The sequence below is a fragment of the Candidatus Zixiibacteriota bacterium genome (assembly GCA_036480375.1).
Classification (GTDB): domain Bacteria; phylum Zixibacteria; class MSB-5A5; order GN15; family JAAZOE01; genus JAZGGI01.
This window is the reverse complement of sequence record JAZGGI010000022.1, coordinates 16895-42004: the sequence shown is the minus strand read 5'-3', so window position 1 is coordinate 42004 and position 25110 is coordinate 16895. Positions and strand designations below refer to the sequence as shown.

The window sequence follows — 25110 nt, the reverse complement described above, 5'->3', positions numbered from 1 at the left end:
ATTGAACACACTTGAGATAAAAGAAGAGGTTTCAAATTTTTGGAGTAAAATCGAGCTGGTAGCCGAGATTTCCAAAATCCTGCGGGATAAACCGACGAGCAGAAAATCTCTATTAAAAATTCTGGATTTAATAGCCCAAATAATTCCGTTCGACTCTGCCACTATGTATCTTTTCAATAAAGTTCAAAACGAACTCAAAGAGGTTGCTACTCGCGGTAAAACGGTTAATGTCCTGGATTTTTTGCAGTTCGGGCAGGGGATGGGATTGGCCGGTTGGGCCGCAAAACAAAAACAGCCTCTGTATATTCCGGGTCGTGAACCGGGAATTGACCATGTACGTAAACACCACGATGGTATTTTAATTTTGCCCCTGTTGATGGATGATGAATTAGTAGGCGTCTTGTGTTTTTCCGACAGTACCTCCAAATCCTTTAATACGAATCGGAGGCGATTTTTAGAAATAGTTACTGACCAGATTGCGGTATCGCTGGAGCGGCTAAATTATTTGAAACAGCTCGAACAAAAAAACCTGTACCTTGAACAAACCCAGACTCGACTAAAAGAAGCCCAGGCCCAACTCATAGCTCAGGAGAAATTAAAGGCAGTCAGTGAATTGGCCATATCAGTCAATCATGAGGTCAACAATCCTTTGTCCACCATTGTAGGTAACGCCCAGATCATAGAATTGGAGTCGGCGGATTTGCCCGAAAAGATAACCAAACGCGTCAATGCCATTGTCGACGGGGCTCGTCAAATATCGTTAATAACGCACAAATTAATGAAAATCGATCGCCTGGTTTCTGAACAATATACGCGTAATAATAAGGAAACCATGCTCAATCTTGATAAAAGCTCGGGAATTGAATAATGCTAACTGAAGCAGAAAATATTCCCATACTTGATAGCTATATGGGTGAGCATCAATGTCTGGAAAACTGCTTTGACGCCAATTGCGTCGGAGTGTTTTTTATAGATACGTCTCGCTGTCTGACCAGGCTTAATCGCCGAGCGATTGAGATCTTTGGCTTTGAATCGGTCGAAGAGGCTCATGGCAAACCGTTGGCGCAACTGGAATTTTTCCTCTCCTCAACTATTATAGAGCGTATTCGAAACCTGTTCAACACCGACGGACATTTCAAGATTGATTGCTTCCCCGGCACAAACCTGACCGGGCATTTTGCTTATTACAGCCTATCATGTAACTGTGCCTGGGATAAAAGCGGAAATATAGCGGGTGTTTTCGGCATTATCGATGATGTAACCGAACAGGAGAAAAAACATCAGCAATTAAACAACCGGATAAATGAGTTATCAATTGTCTCTCAAATTACTCAGGCTGTCGCTTCGGCAAGGGATACCGATGAAATCCTGAATATTATTTTGACCGCGGTGACAGCCCGGCAGGGATTGGGTTTCAACCGAGCCTTTTTATTTATGTTGAATGAAGATGGAAAATTCCTGGAGGGGCATCTGGCGGTCGGTCCGAATGATGCCGAGGAGGCCGGGAAAATTTGGGCGGCGTTGGAGAGCGATGATCGCACCCTGGTCGAGACTTTGTCGATTTATCGTGATAATTTCCAGGACGGCGGTACTCTCAATGATCGCTTTCGGGCCCTGCGAATCAATCTGACGATGGATTCATTGTTTACAAAAGCCATCAAAGAAAAAGAATCAATTGTCATTGATTCTGACGACGAAATTGATGATATAACCCGGCGATATTTAAGCAAAATGGGTGATATCCGAGTAGCGACGACTCCTTTAATCTCACGAGACCGGGCGATTGGACTTTTAGTCGTTGACAACGCTATAACGGGGGATACCATAACCGATGATGATAGGCGCTTTTTGAAATTAATTGCCGATCAAACTGCGGCGGCGGTGGAGCGTTCGTATTTATATAAAGATTTGAAAGATAGAGCTCTGGAATTGGAAGACATGAATAAAAGGTTGGCCGCAACCCAGAACCAAATAATTGAAGCCGAGAAGATGTCGGTTATTGGAGAAATAACGGCGGCTGTTGCACATGAATTGCGCAATCCTCTGACGATAATTGGCGGTTTTGCTAACTTGATGAATAAACACCAACCGGTCGACTCCCCCGATACAGAATATCTAAATATTATTGTCTCGGAAACGCAAAGGGCCGAAGAAGTATTGACCGATGTTCTTGATTTTTCCAAAGCTTCCCGAACCAGGGATGCTTGTCTCGATCTCAATCAACTGATTAAAGAATCAATAAATATGCTTACGGTCAGGCTGGGGCAGGGCAGAAGTCGGGCCAAATTGTCATTGGGTGAATCAAATCTTCCATTCTGGGGAAATTACGATCAAATGCTTTATGCCTTTTACCAGATATTTCAAGTTATAATGAATGATTTTGATGGTTCCTTGATTCCGATAGTAAGCACCTGCGTTTGCGATAACACTCTGCGGATGGAATTGAGTTTTGAAAATTCCAAAAATAATGAAAGTCAGATAAATAAAGAACTCCGATTGTACTTCGGCGCCAGTAACAGCACTAAAAGGTTATCGTTGATCGTCGCTGAGGAAACTCTTAAATACCACGGCGGGATTTTTGGAATTGAATCAGACGCTCATAGCGGTCCGATTCTCTATATCCATCTTCCCCGGCGTGAGGAGGCTGAAAATGCCCAGAATAATGATAGTTGACGACGAAACCTATATTCAGGTTTTATATCGGAAAGAATTCGAATCGGAGGGATATATCGTCAAAGCGGTATCGAACGCTGAAGACGCGTTGTCTTTAACTGAGGAATTCTCTCCCGATATAATTATCCTCGATATCGAACTGGGGGATGTCAACGGTCTCGAATTGTTAAAGCAATTTAGAGAAAAGCAGGCTAATTGTTCGATTATTCTGAACTCCGCTTATTCGACCTATAAGTCTGATTTTCAATCATGGCTGGCCGACGCTTATTTGATGAAATCATCAGACCTGGCCCCGTTGAAAGATAAGGTAAAAGAATTACTGGCCGAGGATGCTTGTGGAACTAAATAGCGACAAATCATCGAAAGATGTTTTGATACAATTAGCCGAGCAGGTTGAATCATTGGCTGACGATGTTAAACTGCAGGCGCTAAATTTGGCGATTACCGTGGCCCGTATTCAAAATAAGGAGGCTACTCTTAAGGAAATGCAAAGCCAGTTTACTGAATTAATCTCTCAATCAAATCAATCCTCAGCGCGGGTAAAGGAAGTTTTGGAATCGTTTCGAAATGAACGGGCAATGCTCTTTAGTCTTCCGTCATCATCTGAAGTGATTGAGAAAAGAGGAGCCTATGACAAAATCGAGGCCTCCTTAATACATGTCTATAATTTAAGCCAGGAAATAATGGAAACGTTAACCAAATTAAAAAATCAGAAGCAGGTCAATTAAAATGTCACGCAAAGCCAAACCAATATCCATTCCATCGAAAACCGGGAAAAAATCAACAGGAAAAAAGTCCTCAACGGCTAAGGAGCGAAAGAAAGAGACGAAAACCATTGCAAAGAGGAAAAAGGTAACCGCTCCAAAAGCGGGAAAAACCAAAAAGAAGATTGAATCGATACCGATTGAATCAGGAGTTTTTGAGTCCGAACAAGATATAATTCACGCTGAGTTCGATCAAAATATCACCGACAAGGCCAGCGTTGAAGAGCGAGAAGAAATGGTCAGGGAAGAAATTGTCCCCGCGCCCGTCGATAATATAAGTGCGGACGATCAGGGTATTAATGAACCGGAAATCACGCAAGATGAGAATCTGAGCGATGAGGAAATTCAACTGGTGTGTTTTAATCTCAATTATGAAGAGTTTGGGATTGATATAAATAATATCAAAGAAATCAACCGTTCCGCGGAAGTGACAAAGATTGTAGATGCCCCGGTCTATGTCAAAGGCGTCATCGATTTGAGGGGAAGCATCATTCCGGTGATTGATTTACGCACTCGAATGGGGTATCCGGAGCAAGACGATGATAAAAACACGAGGATTATTGTTCTGGATTACAATAATAATTTGGCAGGTATCAAGGTCGATGCCGTAACGGAGGTCGTTAGGCTTAAGAGTTCTCAGGTTGAAAATGCGCCTGAAAAGGCAAAAACTCAGGCATCGCGATTTCTAAAGGGTATTTTCAAGAAAGAAGATAATTTGATTTTAATCATAGATGGTCAAAAGCTGACATAGTGAATTTGATAGCAATTTAATGATTAATACAAAGCGGGTATACCATGAATGAAATGATTCAAAAGCTAATCGATAAGCGGGCAGGGGAACCGATTAATATACTTATAGTTGATGATGAAGAAAGCGTCCGGAACGTTTTTGTCGATTTTTGCAAAACCTCACCACTTTTTAATGTCGATGCGGCTTCAGGCGGTATGGAAGCCATCGAAAAGGTCAAGAATACCAATTATGACATAGTTACTCTTGACCTGGTTATGCCCGAGATATCAGGATTGGACGCGATCGAAAACATTAAAAAATCGCGGCCCCATCTTCCCATTGTGATTGTTACCGGTAATGCCACCGAAGAATTGATTCGGCAGGCGGGAACGATGGGTGGGTGTCGAGTACTGCGAAAACCGGTAAATTTAGACGATTTTATTGCCGAATTGGCCGATTTGGCGATAGAAAAATGTTAACTCTTATAAGCTCAACTTTTTAACAATTTTCCCGATTTAATATAATTAGGGTGTCTCTTTTAATGCGTTATAGACTATAGGTCAGGAAAATATGAATGCTGAATGCAAAATTTTGGTGGTTGATGATGAGGAAATGCTTCGTAACCTGCTTGTGAAAATTCTTGTTCAGGAAGGGTATGGTGTAGATACTGCCGAAAACGGCGAGGAAGCGTTAGATAAACTCTCTCAGGGAACATACGATCTCCTTATTTCCGATATTAAAATGCCCAAAATGAATGGGTTTGAGTTGTTAAAAAATGTCCGCAGCAAATATCCATCGATCGGAGTGATTATTATGACCGCCTATGGGGATTCATATAGCGTCAAGGACGCGTTGCTGCTTGGAGCTGATGAATATATTACTAAACCGTTCAAGAGTTTTGAGATAAATCTTATAGTTGAACGTGCCTACTGGAGATTGATGTCCGGTCGAGGGAATATATCAAGAGAAGGCTAAACCGAGGATCATATATTGAATCAAGCCACTGACCAGAAGAAAAATGGGGCTGATTCCGCTCTTTCGGAATCGAATATAAGAGTAACAATTGTACCCGATAAAATGACCGCAACCATAAGAATTCCCTGGCCGTCGGAAGATAATCCGCCTCCAACCCCGGATGAAATCAAGCAGGCTCTTAATACCCATAAAATCTCTTTTGGGATTGATGAAGAACTCATTGAGAAAATAGTAACTGATTCACTATATGATCAGGATATAACTATAGCGACTGGAAAACAGCCTGTAAAGGGATTAGATGCTCAATTAGAATATAAGTTTGAAGAGATCCAAAAATTACAGCCCAAGGAAGACGACGAAGGCAGGATCGACTACAAAGATATTAGTTTTGTTCGATGCACGGAAAAAGATCAATTACTTGTCGTAAAATCACCAGCCAACGAAGGGATTCCCGGGACAAACGTTCTCGGTGAAAAAGTCTCAGCCAAAACGGGCAAAGATATCAAATTACCAGCCGGGCAAAATACTCGCATCTCTGACAACGGATTGGAATTGTACGCCGATTGCAATGGTTCTCTGGTGACAAGCGGAAGACGGATCAACGTTAATGAAATACACATAATTGGCGGCGGGGTTAATACCAAAACCGGTAATATTAAGCATAATGGCTCGCTTATAATTAAAGGAAGTGTGGAAGCTAATTATGAAGTAATCGCCAAAGGCGATATTGAAATATACAAAAATGTTGAGGATGCCAAAATCATCAGTGGGGGCAGCATAATGGTAAAAGGCGGTTTTTGGGGAAGTCGCAACGGCCTTCTCAAAGCAGCCACTGATGTTCATTGCAAATATGTCGATGATCAGATAATTGGGGCCGGGCACGCGATTTATGTTGGAGGCGAAGTATTTAATAGCCTCTTAACTGCCCATGAACGAGTTATCGTAAAGGGATCCAAGGGTCGAATCGTCGGCGGTAAAATAATGGCCGGAGATGAGATTAAAGCTACAATTTTGGGCTCGGAAGCCGGCACGAGAACCAAACTTCAGGTTGCCTATAACGCTGAATTGATGAAAAAATACCGGACCGTGATAAATGAAATTAAGCAGTTAAATGAAAACGAAGAAAGAGTCAATGAGGGACTTTACGCTTTTTATAGGCTGCAAATGGATGGTAAATTGGCGCCGAATAAGGAAGCGGCCCTAAAGAAACTGGAAGCATTTAAGAAAAATTTACCAGCACAAAAAGAAAAATTTGCCAAACAAAAAGAAGCATTAGAAACGAAAATCCAGCAAAATCAAAATGCCAAAATCATTGCGATTAAGAAAGTCTATCCTGGAGTGGTGCTGCATTTTGGTATCATTTATAAAGAAATCACCGATGAAATGGGTCCTTCGTTATTCCAGTTAAGTGGAGGAACTATCACTCATGGGGAATTTAAGCCCGGTAAAGGTGATTTCTGATTTCATTGGAATTTTCGAACAACTCATCCCAAGAAAAAAGTTGAAAATTCAGAAAATGTCGTTATATTGACGATTCGCGACGGAGAGGTGGCCGAGCGGCTGAAGGCAGCTGCCTGCTAAGCAGTTAACGGGGCAACTCGTTCCTGGGTTCGAATCCCAGCCTCTCCGCCATTGATTTTCCAATATGATAATCCTCTGTGCGGTAAACACTTATGAGGGTATGCCTCTTCATTTTAACACTAGAAACAACTCTACTTGATTGTTGTTCATTTTGCTTCCATTATCCCGGATGAAGGCATTAGTGCTGACTTGATAAATAAAAACCCGGTGGGATACACACCGCTGTATCCCACCAAGCTTGCTTTGGTCGGTCAATATCACCCAATCAATCGGTTCCCCCTCCAGGCTATTTCAGTAACATCATCCTTTTCGTCTTGACAAACTCACCTGCGGTTAGGCGGTAGAGATAGATTCCGCTGGCGACAGTTTGGCCGCTTTCGTCCTTGCCATTCCAATCAACCTTGTAGTTACCAGCCATTTGGTATTCGCTAACAAGAGTCGCGATACGCTGTCCGATGACGTTGTACACTACCAATTCCACATTTACGGCAACCTGTAGGTCATAGCTGATGATGGTTATCGGGTTGAACGGGTTGGGGGAGCAGTCATGGAGTGCAAAAGACGTGGGCAACTTCGCCTCCTTCTCTGCAGCTTGGACCCTTATGCCTACTTCAACCCCTTCCTGATTCACACCAATCGCCTCTGTAGTCTGAGCCTTTCCGGTTACTTCAATAACCGAATTGAGTCCGGCTGCCATGTGCCCTTTGCTTTTCGTGTCGAGCAGGCCGACTCGGTACCAGCCATCTGCTTCAGAGGCAAAGAGCTGGAGATTCGGTGTCAGGTTGGTGATTGTAGCTCCTTCTTCACAATCGATTCGAAGCTCCAGACCCTGCAGGTCGACCTCAGAATTGAGCACAATAGTGGTGTTGTAGCCATCATACAACTCTGTGATACAAGCCTCTGTGGTTGTCGGATTAACCTTCAAGACAGTTGGCATCGGCTTATACAAACCACTCTCGGGGCAGCAATCTTGAGGTTCTGGCCCTTCCTTATATATAAATGCAATGATATAATTAATATCCAAAATATTCACCAGATTATCACAATTCACATCACCTGCTATGGCATAGGGTTCTGGTTCCGGCCCTTCCTTGTACACGTAATTTATTAGATATACGACATCAAGTATATTGACGTTCCCATCCATATTGACATCACCCAATATGTGAGGGATATAACACGAGCCACACTGATGCGGATGGCCGGGACAACTATCGCAAACATCGCCGATGCCGTCCCCATCTATATCTTCCTGATTGGGATTATAATCGTCAACACAATTATCATCACAATTGGCGATTTCTCCTCCTGTACAAGGATTGTCGTTCGGATCACCGCTAAAGTCGCCATCATCAAGTATGCCGTCTTCGTCGGTATCAAGAGCCAATTCAATTACTACTGAGTTAAAAGCATTAACCATTCCATAGCCAGTATAAATATCATACCCTACCGTTGCATGACCAGTTGTTACATCATTTGCTCCATCAATTATTAATTGCTTTACTTGAGCAGGAGTTAGCGATGGGTCAATAGATAACAATAGGCCGGCAATTCCTGCCGCAAACGGGCAAGAACATGATGTCCCGTTAAACCACATAGTATAATAGTATTCAGGACCGGATGGAATGGTGCGTTCCAGAGTTTCTGATCTGGCAGTGGTTGGTAATATAGTAGGAGCGATAATGTCTAAACCGCTTCCATAAGAACTTCCCCACCAATGTTCTCTATCGCATGAAGTACTGAGATTATCAGCGCAAACATTCCAATTTAGGCAGGTACTAATACTACTGGATCTTTTTCTCTCACCACAAGGACTGGCTGCGCCAACCGCAATAACATTGGTGCATCCGGCGGGGTATGATAGTCCATTGCAATTAGTATTTCCCGCAGAGGCAAACAAAGTTACGCCTGAATTATACGCATAATTTGAAGCGAAGTCATATTCTGAACTGCTAGGTCCACCAATACTTATAGAAATAACATGAGCGCCATTATTTGCAGCATAAATCATGCCATCAGCGACATATGAAGCATATATCCACCCAGATTGATTCATAACACGAACAGGCATTACCGAACAACCGCCCGCAACTCCTGCAACACCCTTGTTATTATCTGCGATGGCGGCGGCAATCCCGGCCGTGGCAGTGCCATGGCCTTGAATATCAGAAGTATTGGAATTATTGTCGGCCACATTCCACCCGGGAACCAATCTGAGATCCGGATGTGGATCGGTACCAGTATCAAGAATAGCGATAATAATATTTTCATCTCCAAACGACCCCATTGCACTCCATGCCATATCAACATCGGCATCAAAATCAATTGAACCTACCGGGCTACCATCTTCATGATCACAACAACCCCCATTCACTGCGCCGGTGCAACTGCATCCACAATCCTGCATTTGTCCTTGATTGTCGTGCCCCCATTGCAGTGAATATAAAGTGTCGTTTGGGACAGTCATTAAATCTACCCGCCAATTTGGAGAAGCTGATTCAACATCTGCCAATAAAACTAAATCTGAAGCCAGCGATTCAATATCGGTAGATGTACTTACTTTACACCTAATTCTCCTATCCAATCCCATTTGAGCAGCCAATTCGATATTAGCTGGCTGAACTAATGGAAGGCTAACCTCAGTTAAACCTTGAGCCTGTAATAATACATCAACATCTGCCAATCCTGTTTGTGAGGCAGATTGAGAACCAGAGCGTAAAGTATATCCAGTTGAATTAGTTGCAGATGATGATAATTGAATTAATACCACGCCTGGTTGGTATAATTCTTCCTGGACGACAGGGTTCTCGGGTGCATTTGCAATCGCAATAGTCGGTATAATTAAAAACATTACGAGCAACATCCATTGGACAATTCCCAAACAAGATTTGTCTATTATCTTTGACATATTACCTCCCGTACGTTGAATTTTGATAATTACTTTCCAATTATTTTCTCAAAAACCCCCTTTTGAGAATTATTCCATAGAATTTCCTCCATTTAAAAAATTAAAAATATTCCCCATGCGAAGGGCGGAATTTGATTATGAGCTTTGTCCAATGAATTGGATTCCAGAAGGTCTCTATCTTCGCAAAAAGCGACAACAATAATTCTATCGAGTAATTTTTGAGTTATACGAATAGCTTGATCGAGATTTTTTGAGTGTGGAGATTTCATCAAATGCAAAATCATTTTCGCGCGGTTTTCATCATAGCTCTTATATAAATCGTCTCCAACCTTTTCCTTTTGCTGGGTCGATAATTTTAATAATTTTTCCGCTCTTGGAGGTTGCCCTATGGCTAACTCCAGCAGGCCATCTCTTTGGAATAAATAATAAAATTGTCTGAAATTATCTTCGTTTTGTAAATCATCCAGCACAAATAACTGATATGACCGGGATGTTTGATTGCGATGATACAGCCGGAAACTTACATAATTGCAGACAATTCCCCATTGGCATTCGGGGAGGTCATTTAAATAATCCCAGCACTGTTGAACGGCAGTTCTTCCCTGTGAGCGATCACGATCAACATTAGTAGACGGCCTCTTCAATTCTATAACAGCAACAGGATTTTTAATCCCGGAAGAAGAAAAGTGTCCTATGGCGCCGTCGGCAGTACCCCCATTAATGCTATATTGCGGTTCCAGTTCCCAGGTATCCAAATTATCTGAAAAGAGAGTATACCCCGGTCCTTTTCCGAAAACTTCCGCGAGAAATTCACCCTGTAAAGAAATTTCGTTTCTGGATTTTAGTTTTCCGCTTTCGCTTAATTTTGCCCATTTTTGAAAAATCTCGAACGATTCTTTAAAAGCATCATCGTCAACAGATAATTTTGTTATAGCCTCTTTGTTTAATATTCGGGGTAAAAACAGAGGGCGAAGCTGTCTATTCTCACCATACTTTGATTTATCTATTTCTTTAAAGAAACCTTCTTGATTTGCGGTCATTTATTCCTCAATTACGCGGTACCTGGAAATAAACCAAATTAATTTACGTATCACGGTTTTAGACTAATTGCCAAAGTAATACCATATATTGAAAATTGCAATGAATTAATACTACCATGACAACAGACCGGTGGCCCATTGTCCCCGTGAAATGGGCACGGGGGGGGGCCTGCATAGAGCATTTACAATTAACCAACCAATCTGATGTATTTTCAGAATTCATCCACATATGTAAGATGGTTTATAATGCAAATAAAATAAACACACCCCGCCCCGCTTCGCGGGATACCCCTCTCAAGACAGGCCGGGGGCTGGCAGGGGGAAAACCCATTAAGGACAGGCATGTGCATATCGTATTTACCATCGAGTTGATATGACCCAAAACGTTAATCTGAGGAAACAAACCCATTTTTCCAGCAAATGTGGACACATGCCGGTCATCAAATCTTTGGCCAAAAATCCGAGTCATCTACGCGACAGCCAAAAACAGGCCTTTGCCTGTCGTAATCACCACCGAGTTGATATGATCCAAAACGTTATTCTGAGGAAACAAACCCATTTTTCCAGCAAATGTGGACACATGCCGGTCATCAAAACTTTGGCCAAAAATCCGGGTCATCTACGCGACAGCCAAAAAGGGATGACATCCCCGACAGATGAAAACAGGCCTTCGCCTGAAAAAGGACAAAACGAACCCAATTCGCTGTAAGCATCAGACACATATTCCATTACAAGAGAATTTAGAAAAAATTAATGTGGATAACTCTTGTAATTTGGCGGGATCGCGGGGATCCCGCCCTGTGGGATGTGCCTACAATATATATCTACTCAAATCCTTGTCCTGTACAATCGATGAGAGTATTTCGGTGACGACCTCTTCGGTGATTCTGATTTTTTTATCGCAATCGGGAGCGTCGAACATAATCTCATCCAGCAAGGCCGTCATGACCGTATGCAGTCTCCGGGCGCCGATATTTTCCGCCTTCTCATTCACATCGGCGGCAATGGCCGCGATTTTATTGATGGCATCATCATCAAATTCAATGTGAACGCCTTCGGTGGCCATCATCTCTTTATACTGTTTGGTTAGAGCCGCTTTCGGTTCGGTCAGGATGCGGACGAATTCATCGGCTCCGAGGGACGTGAGTTCGACTCGAATCGGGAGTCGGCCTTGAAGTTCAGGGACCAAATCGGAAGGCGATTTGCCGTGAAAGGCTCCGGCGGCGATGAATAAAATATGGTCGGTGCGGATCATGCCGTATTTGGTCGTTACGTTGCATCCTTCGACAACAGGAAGGATATCACGCTGAACACCTTCGCGAGAAACATCGGGCCCGTGTTTGGAATCTTTGCCGACGATTTTGTCGATTTCATCGATGAAGACCATTCCCGATTCCTCGGCTCGTTCCAGCGCGACGGAAATCACTTCATCCATGTTGACCAGTTTGCCGGTCTCTTCGGCTTCGAGGATTTTACGCGCTTCGGATATAGCCAATTTTTGCCGTTTGCGTTTTTGGGGTGGCATGAGATTGCCGAACATTTCCCGGAAGTTGACGCCCATTTCTTCCAATCCCTGCGGTGTGAAGACTTCAATAACGGGCGAACCGGAATTAGATACTTCGACTTCGACCATGCGCTCTTCGAGCATCCCGTTTTCGAGCATGCCTTTCAACCGCTCCCGGGTACTGCGCAAACGGCTGCGTTCATCATCGGTCATTTCCGGTTTTTTGCCCGAAGTCGGCAAAAGCAAATCGAGAAGCCGCCCAGTCGTGCGGCGTTTGGCTTCTTCGGCAACCTGTTCGGCTTTTTCTTCTTTGATCATGTTGACCGAAAGGTCAACCAAATCACGAATCATCGATTCGACATCGCGGCCGACATAACCGACTTCAGTGAATTTTGAAGCTTCGACTTTCACGAACGGGGCTTTGGTCAGATTGGCTAACCGCCGGGATATTTCGGTTTTGCCGACTCCGGTCGGGCCAATCATCAAAATATTGGCCGGCATGATTTCTTTGGCGATTTCCGAATCAATGCTCTGCCGCCGCCAGCGGTTGCGCAAAGCGATAGCCACGGCTCGTTTGGCTTTGTCCTGCCCGACGATATATTTATCAAGCTCTTCAACAATTTCCCGGGGGGTCAGATTTTCTATTGCGAAACCGTTATTTTTTTTATCTGATGTTTCTATTTCCATGATTACTCCAAAGTCTCGACAGTGATATTAGAATTCGTATAAACACAAATATGCGACGCGATCTCAAGCGCTTTGCGGGCGATTTCGGGAGCCTCCAAATCGGTTTCGGATACCAACGCCCGGGCGGCGGCGAGAGCGTAATTGCCGCCCGATCCGATAGCGATAATGCCGTCATCCGGTTCGACGACGTCGCCCTTACCGGTAAGAATTAATAAATGATCGTTATCGGCGACGGCCAAAAGCGCCTCAAGATGCCGCAGGAATTTATCGCGGCGCCATTCTTTGGCAAGTTCCACCGCGGCGCGCATCAATTGCCCGGAAAATTCCTCGATCTTCTTTTCAAATAATTCAAAAAGCGTAAAAGCGTCGGCCGCCGATCCGGCGAATCCGGCCAGAATTTTATCGTTGTACATCCGGCGCAGTTTGACCGCCGATGTTTTCATGATCGTCTGTCCAAAAGTCACCTGCCCGTCTCCGGCGAGAGCGACTTTGTTTCCTCTTTTTATGCCGATAATTGTCGTGGCATGTAATTCCATATTCATCGTATACCTCTAATTTCAGGCTCGCGGATGAGCCTTTTTGTATGCTTTTTTCAATCGCCCGATCGTTACATGAGTGTATTGCTGCGTCGTTGTCAATGATTCATGGCCGAGCATCTCCTGAATAGCGCGAATATCGGCGCCGTTGTCGAGAAGATGCGTGGCGAAACTATGCCGGAGCATATGCGGCGTCACTTCCATACCCGATTTCAATCCGTATTCTCGCACAATCCGGTTTACGCTTCGCACTGACAAAGGTTCCCCGAAGCGGTTAATAAAAAGATAATCGCTTTGCTTGCTGAGAGATTCCAGCTTTTTCTCTCGCAGACGTTTGTACTTTGTGCAACTATTTAGCGCTGGCTGTCCCAGAGGGACGTTTCGCTCTTTACTGCCTTTGCCCAGGACCGAAACTAGGGACCGGTCAAAATCAATGGCATCAAGCTTGATTCCGGCCAGTTCGGCCCGTCGGATCCCAGCCGAATATAGAAATTCGAGCATGGTCAAATCACGAAACAGCTTGAACCATTTATTGAGCATTTCTTTATCGGTGCGCGGCTGTTTTGAATTTTTATTCGGCTCAAGAACATTATCGATTTGCTCAGGGGATAAAAACTGGGCCAGCTTGCGCGAATATTTTATTTTGGGGATTTCAAACAGATATGAAGCCGGGGCTTTTTTCTGTAACAGGTATTTTTGAAATGTCGCCAGAGCCGAGAGAAATCTTGAGATGGAGCGATTGCTGATTTTTTTTTCATTTAGCCGGGCCAGGCAGGAACGTAGTAAGACTTTGTTAAGTTCCGGTGATGATTTATCGGTGAATTTCTGTTCGATTAGATATTCGGAAAATCGAGTCAGGTCGCGGCGGTAGGAATCAATCGTATGCGGGCTGTACCTGCCCGATTTTTGCATCAGAGCGAAGAAATCAGCCAAATATTCACCGTAGTTTTTCATGGTGGCAAAGTAGATAATTGGGACGCTTTAATCAATGGGAAAATTGGGATAATACTCAAGCTTGCTCAATGCTCGCTATGTTCTACCTGCGAAATAGGTCTGATGGCAGTACTAAAACAGGGGGCGTCATCATTTCAAATAATATTTGCATAACTACAGCCCACAAAAAAAACCCCGGTCGAAAGCAACCGGGGCTATGGAAATTCGATGGAGTATATCTTATTGACCGGAAGGAATTGTACAAACTTCGCAGGTGTACCGCCAGGTTTCCGTTCCGTTATCGGCGGTGACGGTAGCCGTACCATCGTCGAAGGTCGCTTCAATCGTCCAACTGGAACTGCCGTTACCGATTGTCAGGCCGTTATCCCAGGTGTACACATGGGATAAAGTCATTGAAACGGTACCGGAAGAAGGACATCCGGATTTCCAGCCCTCATTGGTTTTCGCTACAACCAGATTGTCGGTATTGATGCTGAAACTGAAAGTATTGGTCATGCTCGAGTCACCCTGAACAAAATGAACGGAAATATTATTGTTAGTCGAGCTGGTAATCGTGCATTCGTTCAAATCCAGGCCGGAAATTTCGAACTCATTATGGCCGGCGTAGTCGGTATGAGTGACGTTTTGATTAACGGCGGTAAAGGTCCAGTTATCTATGACGTGAATATAATCGACATCGTAAGTAGCGGTTTCGACCGCAACATTATCGATTTCATAACGAACCGAATCGCGCAGACGAGATTCGTAGGTATTTCCGGTATTCTTGGCATAGACATAATGCCATCCGTTTTGGTATACGTGAAAGAGAGTGTCGGGATCCGTCTCGAGTGGAATTTCACCGGCCGGTACCAGATCGGCGCGGGTTTCAGTCGGGTCTCCCGGGGGAATCTGCAGATTCTCAAGGCCGTCTAAAATATCAGCGGCAAAATTATAGAGAACACTATCGATTTGAACCTGCATGGGAACAAATTCCGGATCATCATTATCCCCATAAGTAATTGTCGGGGTTGTAACGTTGTTATCATTTGAGGAACAACTGATCATGAAAGCTGTCGCGATGATTAGCATCCCTGCCAAAGCGGTAAATTTGCTGAGCCGCATATTAAACAACTCCTTTCCTTCGGTCAATTACCGCCCCAGATGCCGGAATCAGTGCGTCATGCAGAACAGCATGATAGCCTTTTGGATATGCAGCCTGTTTTCCGCTTCGTCGAACACAACGGAGTGAGGTCCGTCCATAACCTCGTCGGTTATTTCCTTTCCTCTCTCGGCCGGAAGACAATGCATTACCAGACAATCCGGTGAGGCCAGCTTCACGAGCGCATTATTGACCTGATATTGTTTTAATAATCTTGCCTTTTCTTCAGCCTTATCTTTCTGGCCCATTGAGGCCCAAATGTCTGTATAAATTACATCGGCGTCCCGGGCGGCTTCTTTAGGGTCTTCGGTCAGCATAATTTCTGAAATGCCAGCATTTTGCGCATTTTTTAATATGGTTTGATCAGGATGAGTGTCAGCGGCGGTTCCGATATGAAACTTCATTGGAATGCGTGTGGCAAGGTTTAGAAAAGAGTTAGTGATGTTATTGCCGTCACCCAGATAGGCTATCTTGAAATCATCCCGTTTGCCGCGATGTTCAAGCAGAGTAAAATAATCACCCATAATCTGGCAGGGATGAGTTAGGTCGGTAAGCCCATTAACGACAGGAACATCGGCGTGCTCGGCGAGTTGCTCGACGTCATTATGATCAAAAGTGCGAATCATTATTGTGGCTAAATAGCGAGATAGCACTTTGGCGGCATCGTATATTGACTCGCGTACCCCCAGTTGAATTTCCTTATCGGTGATATACAGGGATTGCCCGCCCAATTGCGCGATCCCGGTTTCGAAAGATATCCGGGTCCGCAGGGAAGCCTTGTGAAAGATACATCCGACCGATTTTCCCTCAAAAGGCTTGGGAGCGATTTCGCCTTTTTTCATTTTTTCGCAAAGGTCAAAAACTTCCCAAATTTCATCGGCAGTTAAATCCGTTATTTGGACGAAAGAACGACTCATAATTCACCTCAAATAAAATAGTTTACAAAATTGCCTTCAAATAACAGTTGGCTTGATTAAAGTCAAGGAAAAGTTATTCCAAAGACTCGATCCTACTAAAGGTTGCTATGAAATGCAGAGGATACATAAAGAAAATGGATATACTATCCCCAAGTTTTTGTTGACTTTGTTTGTCCTATTATTGAGTTTTGCGGCAGAGGCTGCAAGGATAACTCAAAAAACATAGAAAGGGGTTATGGGATGTTAAGAACATCACGGATTTTTATCGCAATCGTAATTTGCTTTTGTCTAATCGGGGCAGTTTTAGCTGAAACAAAATTTAGCTATGACGGCCAGATACGTTTGCGGGAAGAACTTGATTTCAAATCGTTCGCCGCTGAGCGTCACGGAAAAACATTCGCGGATTTACGGACCCGGGTAGGTTTGAAATTCGAGCCAACCGACAAAGCTCTTGCCTATATCCAATTTCAGGATTCGCGCCGACTGGGCGACCCGAGTTCGGGAGATTTATCGGCGACTGATAACGTCGATTTGCACCAGGCGTATTTTGAGCTCCATCAGGTCATCTGGGAATGGCTGTATCTAAAGGCCGGACGCTTTGAAGTGAATTACGGTAATCAGCGTGTCTTTGGCGCCGTGGGATGGCATAATGTCGGTCGCAGTTGGGAAGGCGGCATTACCTCGATTCGACCCGAAAACGCCCAAATTGATTTATTCTGGCTAAAAAAGATGGAGATGAATTCTGAAAATTATAATCGCGATTTTGATATCGTAGGCATCTACGGGATGTTCAAAAAGTACAATCTCGACCTGTTCGGATTTTATGAACTGGATGCCGACAGTAACAACTACTATCAGCAAAAATTAAAACGATTCAATGTCGGTGGATACTATCACCGCTCAATGGAGAACATATATTTTACGCTTCAAGGCAATTTTCAATTTGGCGAAATGCCCCAAGGCACATTGCCAGATACTACTTTGGTTCAGGATATATCCGCGTTTATGCTCAACGGCGAGCTGGGTTATAATTTTGAAGGCAAGGGTAAAGTTTATGCCGGTGTTGGTATCGATTATACGTCAGGCGATGACGGTGCGGATTCAACAAAATTCAAAGCATATGCCAATGATTATTATACCGGGCATAAATTCCGTGGATACATGGACTATTTTGTTCCATCCCCGGAGCATGGCTTAATCGACGCTATGTTCCGCGTTAAGGGCAGTCCGGCGCCGGATTGGTGGCTTGGATGTGATTTTCATTATTTCAAAGCGGCCCAGAATTACTTAAGTAAATCAGCCAGTCCTACCTTGACATCTAATATCGGTTTTGAAGTGGATTTGACGGTTAAAACTAAGGTCATAAGTGGCGCCACATTATCGGGTGGAATGTCGCTTTTTATAGCTGATGAGTATTATACTTTTGCCGGCCCAGACCGCAATACCGGAATGTGGTTGTACACAATGACGACTATAGATTTTTGAAATTAAAGAATGAAAAATAATATGGGAGGAGTAGAATGAGAAAGGCAATGGCAATTTATTTAGCCATTTTCGCGCTGTGTTTTTTGGCGACAGGTGTTTCCGCGGGAATAAGTGAAGAATCAGCCGCCTGCCTTGAATGCCATCAGGATCAGATGCCGGGCTTGGTTGCCGAATGGGGGGCCTCGCGGCATTTTGCCGGTGGTGTCGGATGTTATGAATGTCACCGAGCCGAAACCGGGGATCCGGACGCTATAGAGCACAATGATTATCTAATCTCAATAATTGTCTCCCCCAAAGACTGTTCGCGATGCCATGAAAGAGAATTTACCGAATTCGACCGCTCGCATCACGCCAACGCCGGGAAAATTCTCGGCTCACTCGATAATTTCCTGGGTGAGATAGTTGAAGGACCGGCCGCGGCTGTGAGCGGCTGTAACCAATGTCATGGTTCTATCATTAAAGTGAATGACGATGGTACTCTTGACGCCGCAACATGGCCCAATACCGGAATCGGACGACTTAATCCGGACGGTTCAAAGGGTTCCTGCACGGCCTGTCACAGTCGGCATTCGTTTTCAGCAAAGCTGGCGCGTCAGCCGGAGAACTGCGGCAAATGCCATTTGGGCCCCGATCATCCTCAGAAGGAGATCTACGAGGAATCCAAGCATGGTATCGCCTTTTATTCTCATATTGATCGCATGAATCTCGATAATCCTTCGTGGGTCGTCGGGCAGAATTATTCGGCGGCTCCGACCTGCGCCACGTGCCATATGTCGGCAACCAGGGATTTACCGATTACTCATGATATCGGCGACAGGATAAGCTGGACTTTGCGCCCGCCGATTTCACAATATGTTGATGCCAAAGCCAAAGCGGCCGGCAAAGAGGTTAAATCATGGCAGGATCGGCGCAATGATATGAAGAATGTCTGCGGCAATTGCCATACCTCGTCGTGGGTCGATAATTTCTATACTCAGTATGATAACGTTGTCAAGCTTTACAATAATAAATTCGCGATACCGGCGACTGATATTTACAATAAAATTCGCGGCGGCGGGCTTATTACCAATGACACCAATTTTGACGACGAATTGGAATGGATTTATTTCTATCTCTGGCATCATGAGGGCCGCCGGGCAAGAATGGGCGCCGCCATGTTCGCTCCCGACTATACCCAATGGCACGGTTTTTATGAAATCGCCGAGAGATTTTATATGGAGTTTATCCCCGAAGCTGAGGAAATTATTGAGCATGCTCTAAAAGAAGGCGGGGAAGAGGCTAAGATCGCTGAAGAGGCCAAAAAGATGATAGAGGATGTACTATCCTCTGATGACCATAAATGGTTTATCGGTCAGATGGATCCGGCGGAAAAGGCCCGGCGTAAGGCCGATTCGGAAGAATTTAAAAAGCGTTACGACCATTGATATCACTCCAATGGTGGACAGAGGAGGGCTCCCCCTACAAGCCCTCCTTTTTTTGTAGTCTGTGCAAAATTAGCACAACCTTCTACAAGTTGATATGGAAACAGATACGGTGGCAAACAGGAAAGAATTAAGTTGACTTTTTTGAATTACGACTTATAATGTCTTTATAGTCCTCATTGGTCTATAGAACAGTTAATAAATTGAGTTACATAAATCGGGGCTACTCCATTGGAACTGCATTTAAAGCATGCCGAAATTAGCTCTATAAATTGAGGTAACCGTGACATGTATAGTTCCGGTTATGCTGCGCTGTTTTACGGCGATGCCAATTGCAACGGCGGTGTTAAAGTGGCCGCCGCGGTCTGGCTGATTAATACAGTTTTCAAAGGCGGCCCGGGATCGTGCGAATGCAAATAAAATGAAAATATAAGAAAAAAATATCAAAATTTCTACCACCCTGGTAGGTGCGCTCAATTTATAATTATGGGAAAAAAGGTCGGTTATTTGAAACCGGCCTTTTCTATTGCTCGTAACAAAAGAAGAAATTATATTCACCAATATCTTTTGATTGGGGGAGTTTATGAATCGAATTTTCGGAGTCATTCTCGTCGTTCTGGGGACGCTATTTTTACTCGGCAAATTTCATATTGACCTCTTTGAGATGTTCTGGCCCAGCCTGCTCATTGCCGCCGGTGTTTATTTGATATATAAATCGACGCGCCGAAGCTCATCCGGCCATGTCCACGTCGAGGCATTTGGGGGATCCAAACGAGCCTGCCTTACGGGAAATATCCGCGGAAGCAATTACAGCTATTTTATAAACGATACCGATCTTGACCTGACCGGCGTCGAGCTTCAACCGGGCGATAATCATATGAGAGTCTCGACTTTTATCGGCGATATACGCCTGACTATTCCCAAAGACGCCGCGGTTCGGGCTCATGCCAGCAATTTCATCGGTGACGTTTTTCTTTTTGATAAAAGCTTTGGCGGGTTTATCACGTCGTGCGAGGACAAAACCCCCAATTTTGATTCCGCCGAGAAGAGATTGATCATAAATTGCAGCTCCTTCATCGGCGATATTAAAGTCTATCAATAAACAGCCGGGCTTTTTCATAATTCTCAATCCGGGCCCGGAAACCCGGCTCTTACACAATTCATGCGGGAAAGAAACCCAAAAGGCTTCTGCCAATTCCACCCCGTCATTGCGAATCCCCGTGGAACAGGGATGTGGCAATATTTTCTTTGTAGCGACAACTCTTGAGTTGTCGACTTGTCTGGTTCTTTTTCTCACCACCTCGAATGAGTAATCTTTGCCATTATTAATACAGATCGCCACGTCGGCCTTCGGCTTCCTCGCGATGACAGGTATTGGAAAAATCTTTGAGTTATCCACATTTTATTTTCCAAAATTCCTTGTAATATGTAACAGTTCTGTCGGTTAAGTCAAATTGACGTTGCTTTGATGTATCCAATTATCACTATTTTGGCAAATTTTTTTTCAAAAACGGCAAAATATTTTAATTTAAACTGACACTATATGTCACCCTGCTATACTATATTTTGCGTGCTCCTCGATAAGAAGAGCATCAGACATTCTTTAATGACGGGAAAAGATAAACAGTCCGTCTGAGGGGATTTGGGGTTTTTTTTTCTAATCATTAATGACTGGTGTACGTTCCCGTGCACCAGTCATTTATTTTCCGGGCAGTCGGGTAGGTCAAAATCCCTGCCGAAGGTCCTGAGACGAAGCCCTTTTAGGAGCGAAGTGACTGAGGTTTCGACATTGAAACAACTCGAGAGTTGTTCATACATTCTGTTTTTTTCTCCAGACAGGCGGATTTTTTATAAATTCATAGTGACACTATTTGTCACCCTACGGTACGATAATAGGAATATCTGTACGCTTTTTTAATCTGATGGACATCAGATTATCTCCGCGATGCCAAATCCGGGAGCCCACCTGAGGGGAGCGGGCTTCTGGATAATTTTATGAGTTTGCCTAACATTACGAAATCCATTATAATTCAGGCCGATAAACCAAAAGACTTTTGGAGGGATTGTGGATATAATAAGAAAATTGCAGGATATCAGGGATCCTGCCCTACCGGCTGAGAAGAGAGAAGGCTGCGCTTGGTATGCCATTCACTTGTCCAATAGATGCTCTGCTCTTAATCGCTCAATAAAGCTGGTGGAGACCCAGTAGATTCCCCAGGATCTCCCCTGTCCAGCGCTTACAAAGAACATGTATTTTCCATCGTGAGTAATCTGCGGGCTTACGTTAACGTGTGAACCGTTGATCTCGTTGCCGAGATTGATTCCGTCGGTCCAGGTCCCGTCGTTTTTCCTGAAACTGATACAAAGTCCGTTGTCGGTCGAAAACAGGAGATAGTCCATATCGGGCGATATAAAGGGACTATGCCCGACCAGTGTGGCATTTCCGAAGTGTTCCGTAATACGAACCGGTTCTTGATACCTGCCGTCGACGTACTCAGAGAAATACATGTTATCTTTAAACTCAGAAAAATACAGGTTACCATCCTTGTCTATCGAACACGGCCAATGAACACCAATCGCATTCACCTCATCCCCGACCGAGATAGGCGCAGACCAGCCCGAATCAACTCTCTCCAGGAACCAGTACTCCTCCTTAACATCCGGATCGCCGCCCGGCTCTTCGCCTGGTCTGAACGGCCTTGTCTTAATGAAAAAGAGGCGACTTCCGTCTGGTGAAATGGAGGGATCACGATCTAATTCAGCCACCACCGGATACGACCACCGGTTACTCACCATATGAGAAACCTTTACTGATCCCTCGGCATAATCCATCTCTGTCCAATAGGCCTCCTTTCCGTCCGGGGAGAATACTATGGATGAGTGGGCCCGGCTATAACCCGATACTATCCCCGGCATGAACAATTCAGGGATATCCCCCGGGGGTTGTTGCCCCATATACGGTCCCTCGATAACCGGAAACTGTGGCTCACCAGTATCGCAACCTTTCATTTTTAAGTAATCAGCGGCCTTTTTATCTTCCGACTTTGTCGCCAGGTTGTAAGCGGTCTCTCCCTTCAGGTTGCGAGCATCTATGGCAACATTCTCCGTGAGCATATACTCGATTACATCAACATGTCCCTCTGATGCCGCGTAATGGAGAGGCGTCCAGCCGTCTTTGTCTGCCTGCTCGAGTACGAAACCGTATCCGACCAGCAACTCGACAACCCTGGCAGAACCTCCGGCAGCAGCAGGACAGATAAAGTCTGGATCGCGTTGAGCTATTTCCTCGATATTGAATCCCTGTTCTAACACCAACTCAAGTAACCGGTCCATACCATTTAAAACTGCCATCTGAAACGCCAATTGGAGCACATCAGGTTCAATAGCTGCCCCTCGATCTACGAGGTAATTTACCATTTCCTCAAAACCGTTTCGGGCGGCCCAGAGTAACGCGGTATAGCTACGTATTGCCTGGGCGTTGATGTCCGCACCATTCTCAACCAATATCCGCACCACCTGCATATCACCGCCTTCAACCGACAGGATGAGCGGCGTTCTTTTTACTCCGTCGGTAGCTTCAATATCAGCGCCATATTCAAGAAGAAGTTGCACCATATCTGGATGACTGTTCAGGCAGGCAAGATGAAGAGGTGTCCAATTACCCACAGACCCGCCACGTTTGACTGCACTTGTATCATTCAGTGAAACACTTTCTCCATCGAGCAACAGTCTTGCTATTTCCAGATTTCCCGCAGATGCCGAGTAGTGTAAGGGTGATTCGTTATCGTTGTCTGTCAGGTTTGTATTTGCCCCCTGTGCTATCAGATACCGGGCGATATCTGTATAGTTCATTTCAATGGCATGATGCAAAGGCGACTTTCCACTTTCATCCTGCTTATTCAGCGCCTCACGATCTCTTTCAGCAAGGACCTTTATACCAGCCATATCTCCGTTCTTGACAGCGTTGTGAATAGTATCAGCTCCCGTATCGGAGCAGAAAAGGAGCAAACAAACAAGTGCAGTGGCCAACCGTGATTTATTGTATGTATGCATGATCATCGCCTTTCGTTCTCTTAGTGCTGCCTTACTCGCTGACTTCTTGGCGAATCAGGTCTGCAACCGGATGTTGGATTGTGGTCCTGAATGGACTCATACATGGGTAACACTTTTTTAAGTATTAGTCAACGTCGTTTTCTCCTGATTACCGGCGATTTGATGAGTTTTTTCTTCTCATCATCATAAACCGCTATTTTAATCGGCCCATAATAGAGTTGATAATAACGATCATCAATCAGCTCAAACGCCAGAGCACCCCACCGTCCGGCACAAATAAGATATACTCGTTGCGAAACATTACGAAATCAATTATAATAAAGACCAATCAATCAAAAACTCTTGGGGGAGTTATGCGAAATTTTAGACGGATACGACGGACGACGCATTCTACAGTGGAAATTACAAAGCTGCCGAAAGAGAAATTCTGGACTACTCGTAATGTGGTTTCAATTGCCGTTCCATTGATAATGGTCGCAGCTGTTTATTATCAAATAGAGGGAATTCAGGATCAAAACGAAGCCATTATGTATTCAAATCGCCCAATTGTCACCATAAAAAGCTTAGAGCGAAAAGATATTATAAGTACTCCGGGTGATCAACGGGAAAATTACGAAGGGAAAAAACTAAATTTCTCAATTAGGAATGAAGGTAATTCACCGGCATATCTGGACTTAACTTCTTTCATGATTGTTACCGGCAACATAGGCGAACGGAGGATAGTTGATGCATCAAATATTTTATCTTCGGGAGCTATGATTACTAATCCTTATCAGACATATTTACTCAAGGGACAAGATTGTTATATTAAATATACTGTGAAATACGAATGGAGACGCCCAAACTATGATAATATCATCGATTCAGCGGTTAAATGTTACCAAATTGTAAAAGTTGACAATCAACTAATCCCCAGACTTATTACTTTTAAACAATTCAATGAAAAGTGGAATATGCCAGATTTAATAATTGTTGATTCATCTATGGTCGACATAGATTCAACTGCTCCAGCCGATTGATAGTTATAAACTTTCGACCCATATTATAGTTCGCGAAGGACAAGGAGATTTGCTGTGGGACTATTTGACAGAAAACCTAAACTCGATACGCAGGATTTTTGTGATGATTTTTATGATAACTATGTTTTCGCTCCGGATATAAGTGGTGTGAATCCATGGCACACATTTTGTGATATTTTTCAACAACAACTACTTAAGCTAGATCCAAATTTCGCCGTTGCGGATGTGTCTCGTTTTCCCGACCAATTACTAGCGTTGCGTTTGGAGGTTATCGGCATTGTCTGGATGCTTCACGTTAAGCAAAATTTATCGCCAATTCAGAGTCAATGTACTAGGACTTATCTTACATATATAGGGCGTTCTGACCTTTGGGATATGATGAAACCTTACAATAAAGCAACTGCGGATTCCACGTTTCTAGGTAGCGACGGCAACACTCCCACAGGTAGGGCACACATCACGTTCATAAATTCGATGCGCGCCCAGGTATTTGATAAATGGGCAATCATTTCAAACGCGAAGGATGCAGGACGTGCTGCTAATCGTATCGGATGCAAAGTTCCTTGGAAATCAAGATTGACACACACTTGTTTATCTTTTGTACTGACTGAACAGCTACAATGCGAAATAAATGAGGAGGCAAGATTGGCAATTATTGCAACAATCCAAGGATTCTATGAAGGTACCTATGAAAAATTGTCAGAAGTGAAAATTGTGTCTTGATT

Annotated in this window: 23 protein-coding genes and 1 tRNA gene; 16 read left to right on the top strand and 8 right to left on the bottom strand. The window is 44.1% G+C overall.

From position 1 onward, the window contains the following. Position 1 precedes the first annotated feature (1 nt). The 9 genes from V3V99_05575 (at position 2) to V3V99_05535 (ending at position 6774) form a co-directional block, all read left to right on the top strand. A complete protein-coding gene (locus V3V99_05575) occupies positions 2-868 on the top strand; it encodes a GAF domain-containing protein (GenBank protein ID MEE9442119.1) in 867 nt (288 codons plus the stop codon). Further along, positions 868-2673 (top strand): histidine kinase dimerization/phospho-acceptor domain-containing protein, encoded by a 1806-nt coding sequence (locus V3V99_05570; protein MEE9442118.1) that lies wholly within the window; start codon positions 868-870, stop codon positions 2671-2673. Before V3V99_05575 ends, V3V99_05570 begins: the two co-directional genes overlap by 1 nt. Next, positions 2651-3022 carry a response regulator gene (locus V3V99_05565; GenBank protein MEE9442117.1) on the top strand — a complete coding sequence of 124 codons (372 nt, stop codon included), beginning with the start codon at positions 2651-2653 and terminating at the stop codon, positions 3020-3022. The genes V3V99_05570 and V3V99_05565 overlap by 23 nt, the downstream gene beginning before the upstream one ends. Continuing rightward, positions 3009-3401 (top strand): hypothetical protein, encoded by a 393-nt coding sequence (locus V3V99_05560; protein MEE9442116.1) that lies wholly within the window; start codon positions 3009-3011, stop codon positions 3399-3401. Before V3V99_05565 ends, V3V99_05560 begins: the two co-directional genes overlap by 14 nt. A 1-nt stretch (position 3402) precedes the next feature. Next, on the top strand, positions 3403-4188 hold the full coding sequence (locus tag V3V99_05555; GenBank protein ID MEE9442115.1) for a chemotaxis protein CheW: 786 nt from the start codon (positions 3403-3405) through the stop codon (positions 4186-4188). Positions 4189-4232: 44 nt separating this feature from the next. Further along, positions 4233-4646, top strand: a complete 414-nt coding sequence (locus V3V99_05550) for a response regulator (GenBank protein MEE9442114.1) — start codon at positions 4233-4235, stop codon at positions 4644-4646. A 91-nt stretch (positions 4647-4737) separates the two neighbouring features. Then, positions 4738-5142, top strand: a complete 405-nt coding sequence (locus V3V99_05545; GenBank protein ID MEE9442113.1) for a response regulator — start codon at positions 4738-4740, stop codon at positions 5140-5142. Between the two features lie 15 nt (positions 5143-5157). After that, positions 5158-6603 carry a FapA family protein gene (locus tag V3V99_05540; GenBank protein MEE9442112.1) on the top strand — a complete coding sequence of 482 codons (1446 nt, stop codon included), beginning with the start codon at positions 5158-5160 and terminating at the stop codon, positions 6601-6603. Between the two features lie 81 nt (positions 6604-6684). Then, positions 6685-6774, top strand: a tRNA-Ser gene (locus V3V99_05535). Between the two features lie 235 nt (positions 6775-7009). On the opposite strand, the gene V3V99_05530 is transcribed toward V3V99_05535, so the two are convergent. Continuing rightward, positions 7010-9631, bottom strand: coding sequence for a S8 family serine peptidase (locus V3V99_05530; protein ID MEE9442111.1), 2622 nt, complete (start codon positions 9629-9631; stop codon positions 7010-7012). 92 nt (positions 9632-9723) lie between these two features. Next, on the bottom strand, positions 9724-10671 hold the full coding sequence (locus tag V3V99_05525; protein MEE9442110.1) for a hypothetical protein: 948 nt from the start codon (positions 10669-10671) through the stop codon (positions 9724-9726). 373 nt (positions 10672-11044) lie between these two features. On the opposite strand from V3V99_05525, the gene V3V99_05520 reads away from it, so the two are divergent. Next, positions 11045-11380, top strand: a complete 336-nt coding sequence (locus V3V99_05520; protein MEE9442109.1) for a hypothetical protein — start codon at positions 11045-11047, stop codon at positions 11378-11380. Positions 11381-11482: 102 nt separating this feature from the next. Here the strand turns inward: V3V99_05520 and hslU are convergent, their stop codons facing one another. The 5 genes from hslU to argF form a co-directional block, all read right to left on the bottom strand. Further along, the gene (gene hslU / locus V3V99_05515; GenBank protein MEE9442108.1) at positions 11483-12862 is read right to left on the bottom strand and encodes an ATP-dependent protease ATPase subunit HslU; all 1380 of its coding nucleotides are present in this window, start codon (positions 12860-12862) and stop codon (positions 11483-11485) included. A 2-nt stretch (positions 12863-12864) separates the two neighbouring features. Continuing rightward, positions 12865-13398, bottom strand: a complete 534-nt coding sequence (gene hslV / locus V3V99_05510; GenBank protein ID MEE9442107.1) for an ATP-dependent protease subunit HslV — start codon at positions 13396-13398, stop codon at positions 12865-12867. Positions 13399-13419: 21 nt separating this feature from the next. After that, a complete protein-coding gene (locus V3V99_05505) occupies positions 13420-14331 on the bottom strand; it encodes a tyrosine-type recombinase/integrase (protein MEE9442106.1) in 912 nt (303 codons plus the stop codon). A 240-nt stretch (positions 14332-14571) separates the two neighbouring features. Continuing rightward, positions 14572-15453, bottom strand: a complete 882-nt coding sequence (locus V3V99_05500; GenBank protein ID MEE9442105.1) for a hypothetical protein — start codon at positions 15451-15453, stop codon at positions 14572-14574. A 48-nt stretch (positions 15454-15501) separates the two neighbouring features. Further along, entirely contained in the window at positions 15502-16407 is a 906-nt protein-coding gene (gene argF / locus V3V99_05495) for an ornithine carbamoyltransferase (GenBank protein MEE9442104.1), read from the bottom strand. Between the two features lie 240 nt (positions 16408-16647). On the opposite strand from argF, the gene V3V99_05490 reads away from it, so the two are divergent. From V3V99_05490 to liaF, 4 genes are all read left to right on the top strand, one after another. Then, positions 16648-17892: an alginate export family protein gene (locus tag V3V99_05490; GenBank protein ID MEE9442103.1), complete on the top strand. Its 1245-nt coding sequence runs from the start codon at positions 16648-16650 to the stop codon at positions 17890-17892. A gap of 35 nt (positions 17893-17927) precedes the next feature. Then, positions 17928-19316: a multiheme c-type cytochrome gene (locus tag V3V99_05485; protein ID MEE9442102.1), complete on the top strand. Its 1389-nt coding sequence runs from the start codon at positions 17928-17930 to the stop codon at positions 19314-19316. 285 nt (positions 19317-19601) lie between these two features. Then, positions 19602-19733 (top strand): hypothetical protein, encoded by a 132-nt coding sequence (locus V3V99_05480; GenBank protein ID MEE9442101.1) that lies wholly within the window; start codon positions 19602-19604, stop codon positions 19731-19733. A 163-nt stretch (positions 19734-19896) separates the two neighbouring features. Next, positions 19897-20415 carry a cell wall-active antibiotics response protein LiaF gene (gene liaF, locus V3V99_05475; GenBank protein MEE9442100.1) on the top strand — a complete coding sequence of 173 codons (519 nt, stop codon included), beginning with the start codon at positions 19897-19899 and terminating at the stop codon, positions 20413-20415. Between the two features lie 1046 nt (positions 20416-21461). On the opposite strand, the gene V3V99_05470 is transcribed toward liaF, so the two are convergent. Continuing rightward, positions 21462-23366: an ankyrin repeat domain-containing protein gene (locus tag V3V99_05470; GenBank protein ID MEE9442099.1), complete on the bottom strand. Its 1905-nt coding sequence runs from the start codon at positions 23364-23366 to the stop codon at positions 21462-21464. A gap of 353 nt (positions 23367-23719) precedes the next feature. Between V3V99_05470 and V3V99_05465 the strand changes: the two genes are divergently transcribed. Both V3V99_05465 and V3V99_05460 read left to right on the top strand, forming a co-directional pair. Beyond that, entirely contained in the window at positions 23720-24385 is a 666-nt protein-coding gene (locus V3V99_05465; protein ID MEE9442098.1) for a hypothetical protein, read from the top strand. Positions 24386-24439: 54 nt separating this feature from the next. Continuing rightward, a complete protein-coding gene (locus V3V99_05460; GenBank protein ID MEE9442097.1) occupies positions 24440-25108 on the top strand; it encodes a hypothetical protein in 669 nt (222 codons plus the stop codon). Positions 25109-25110 lie beyond the last annotated feature (2 nt).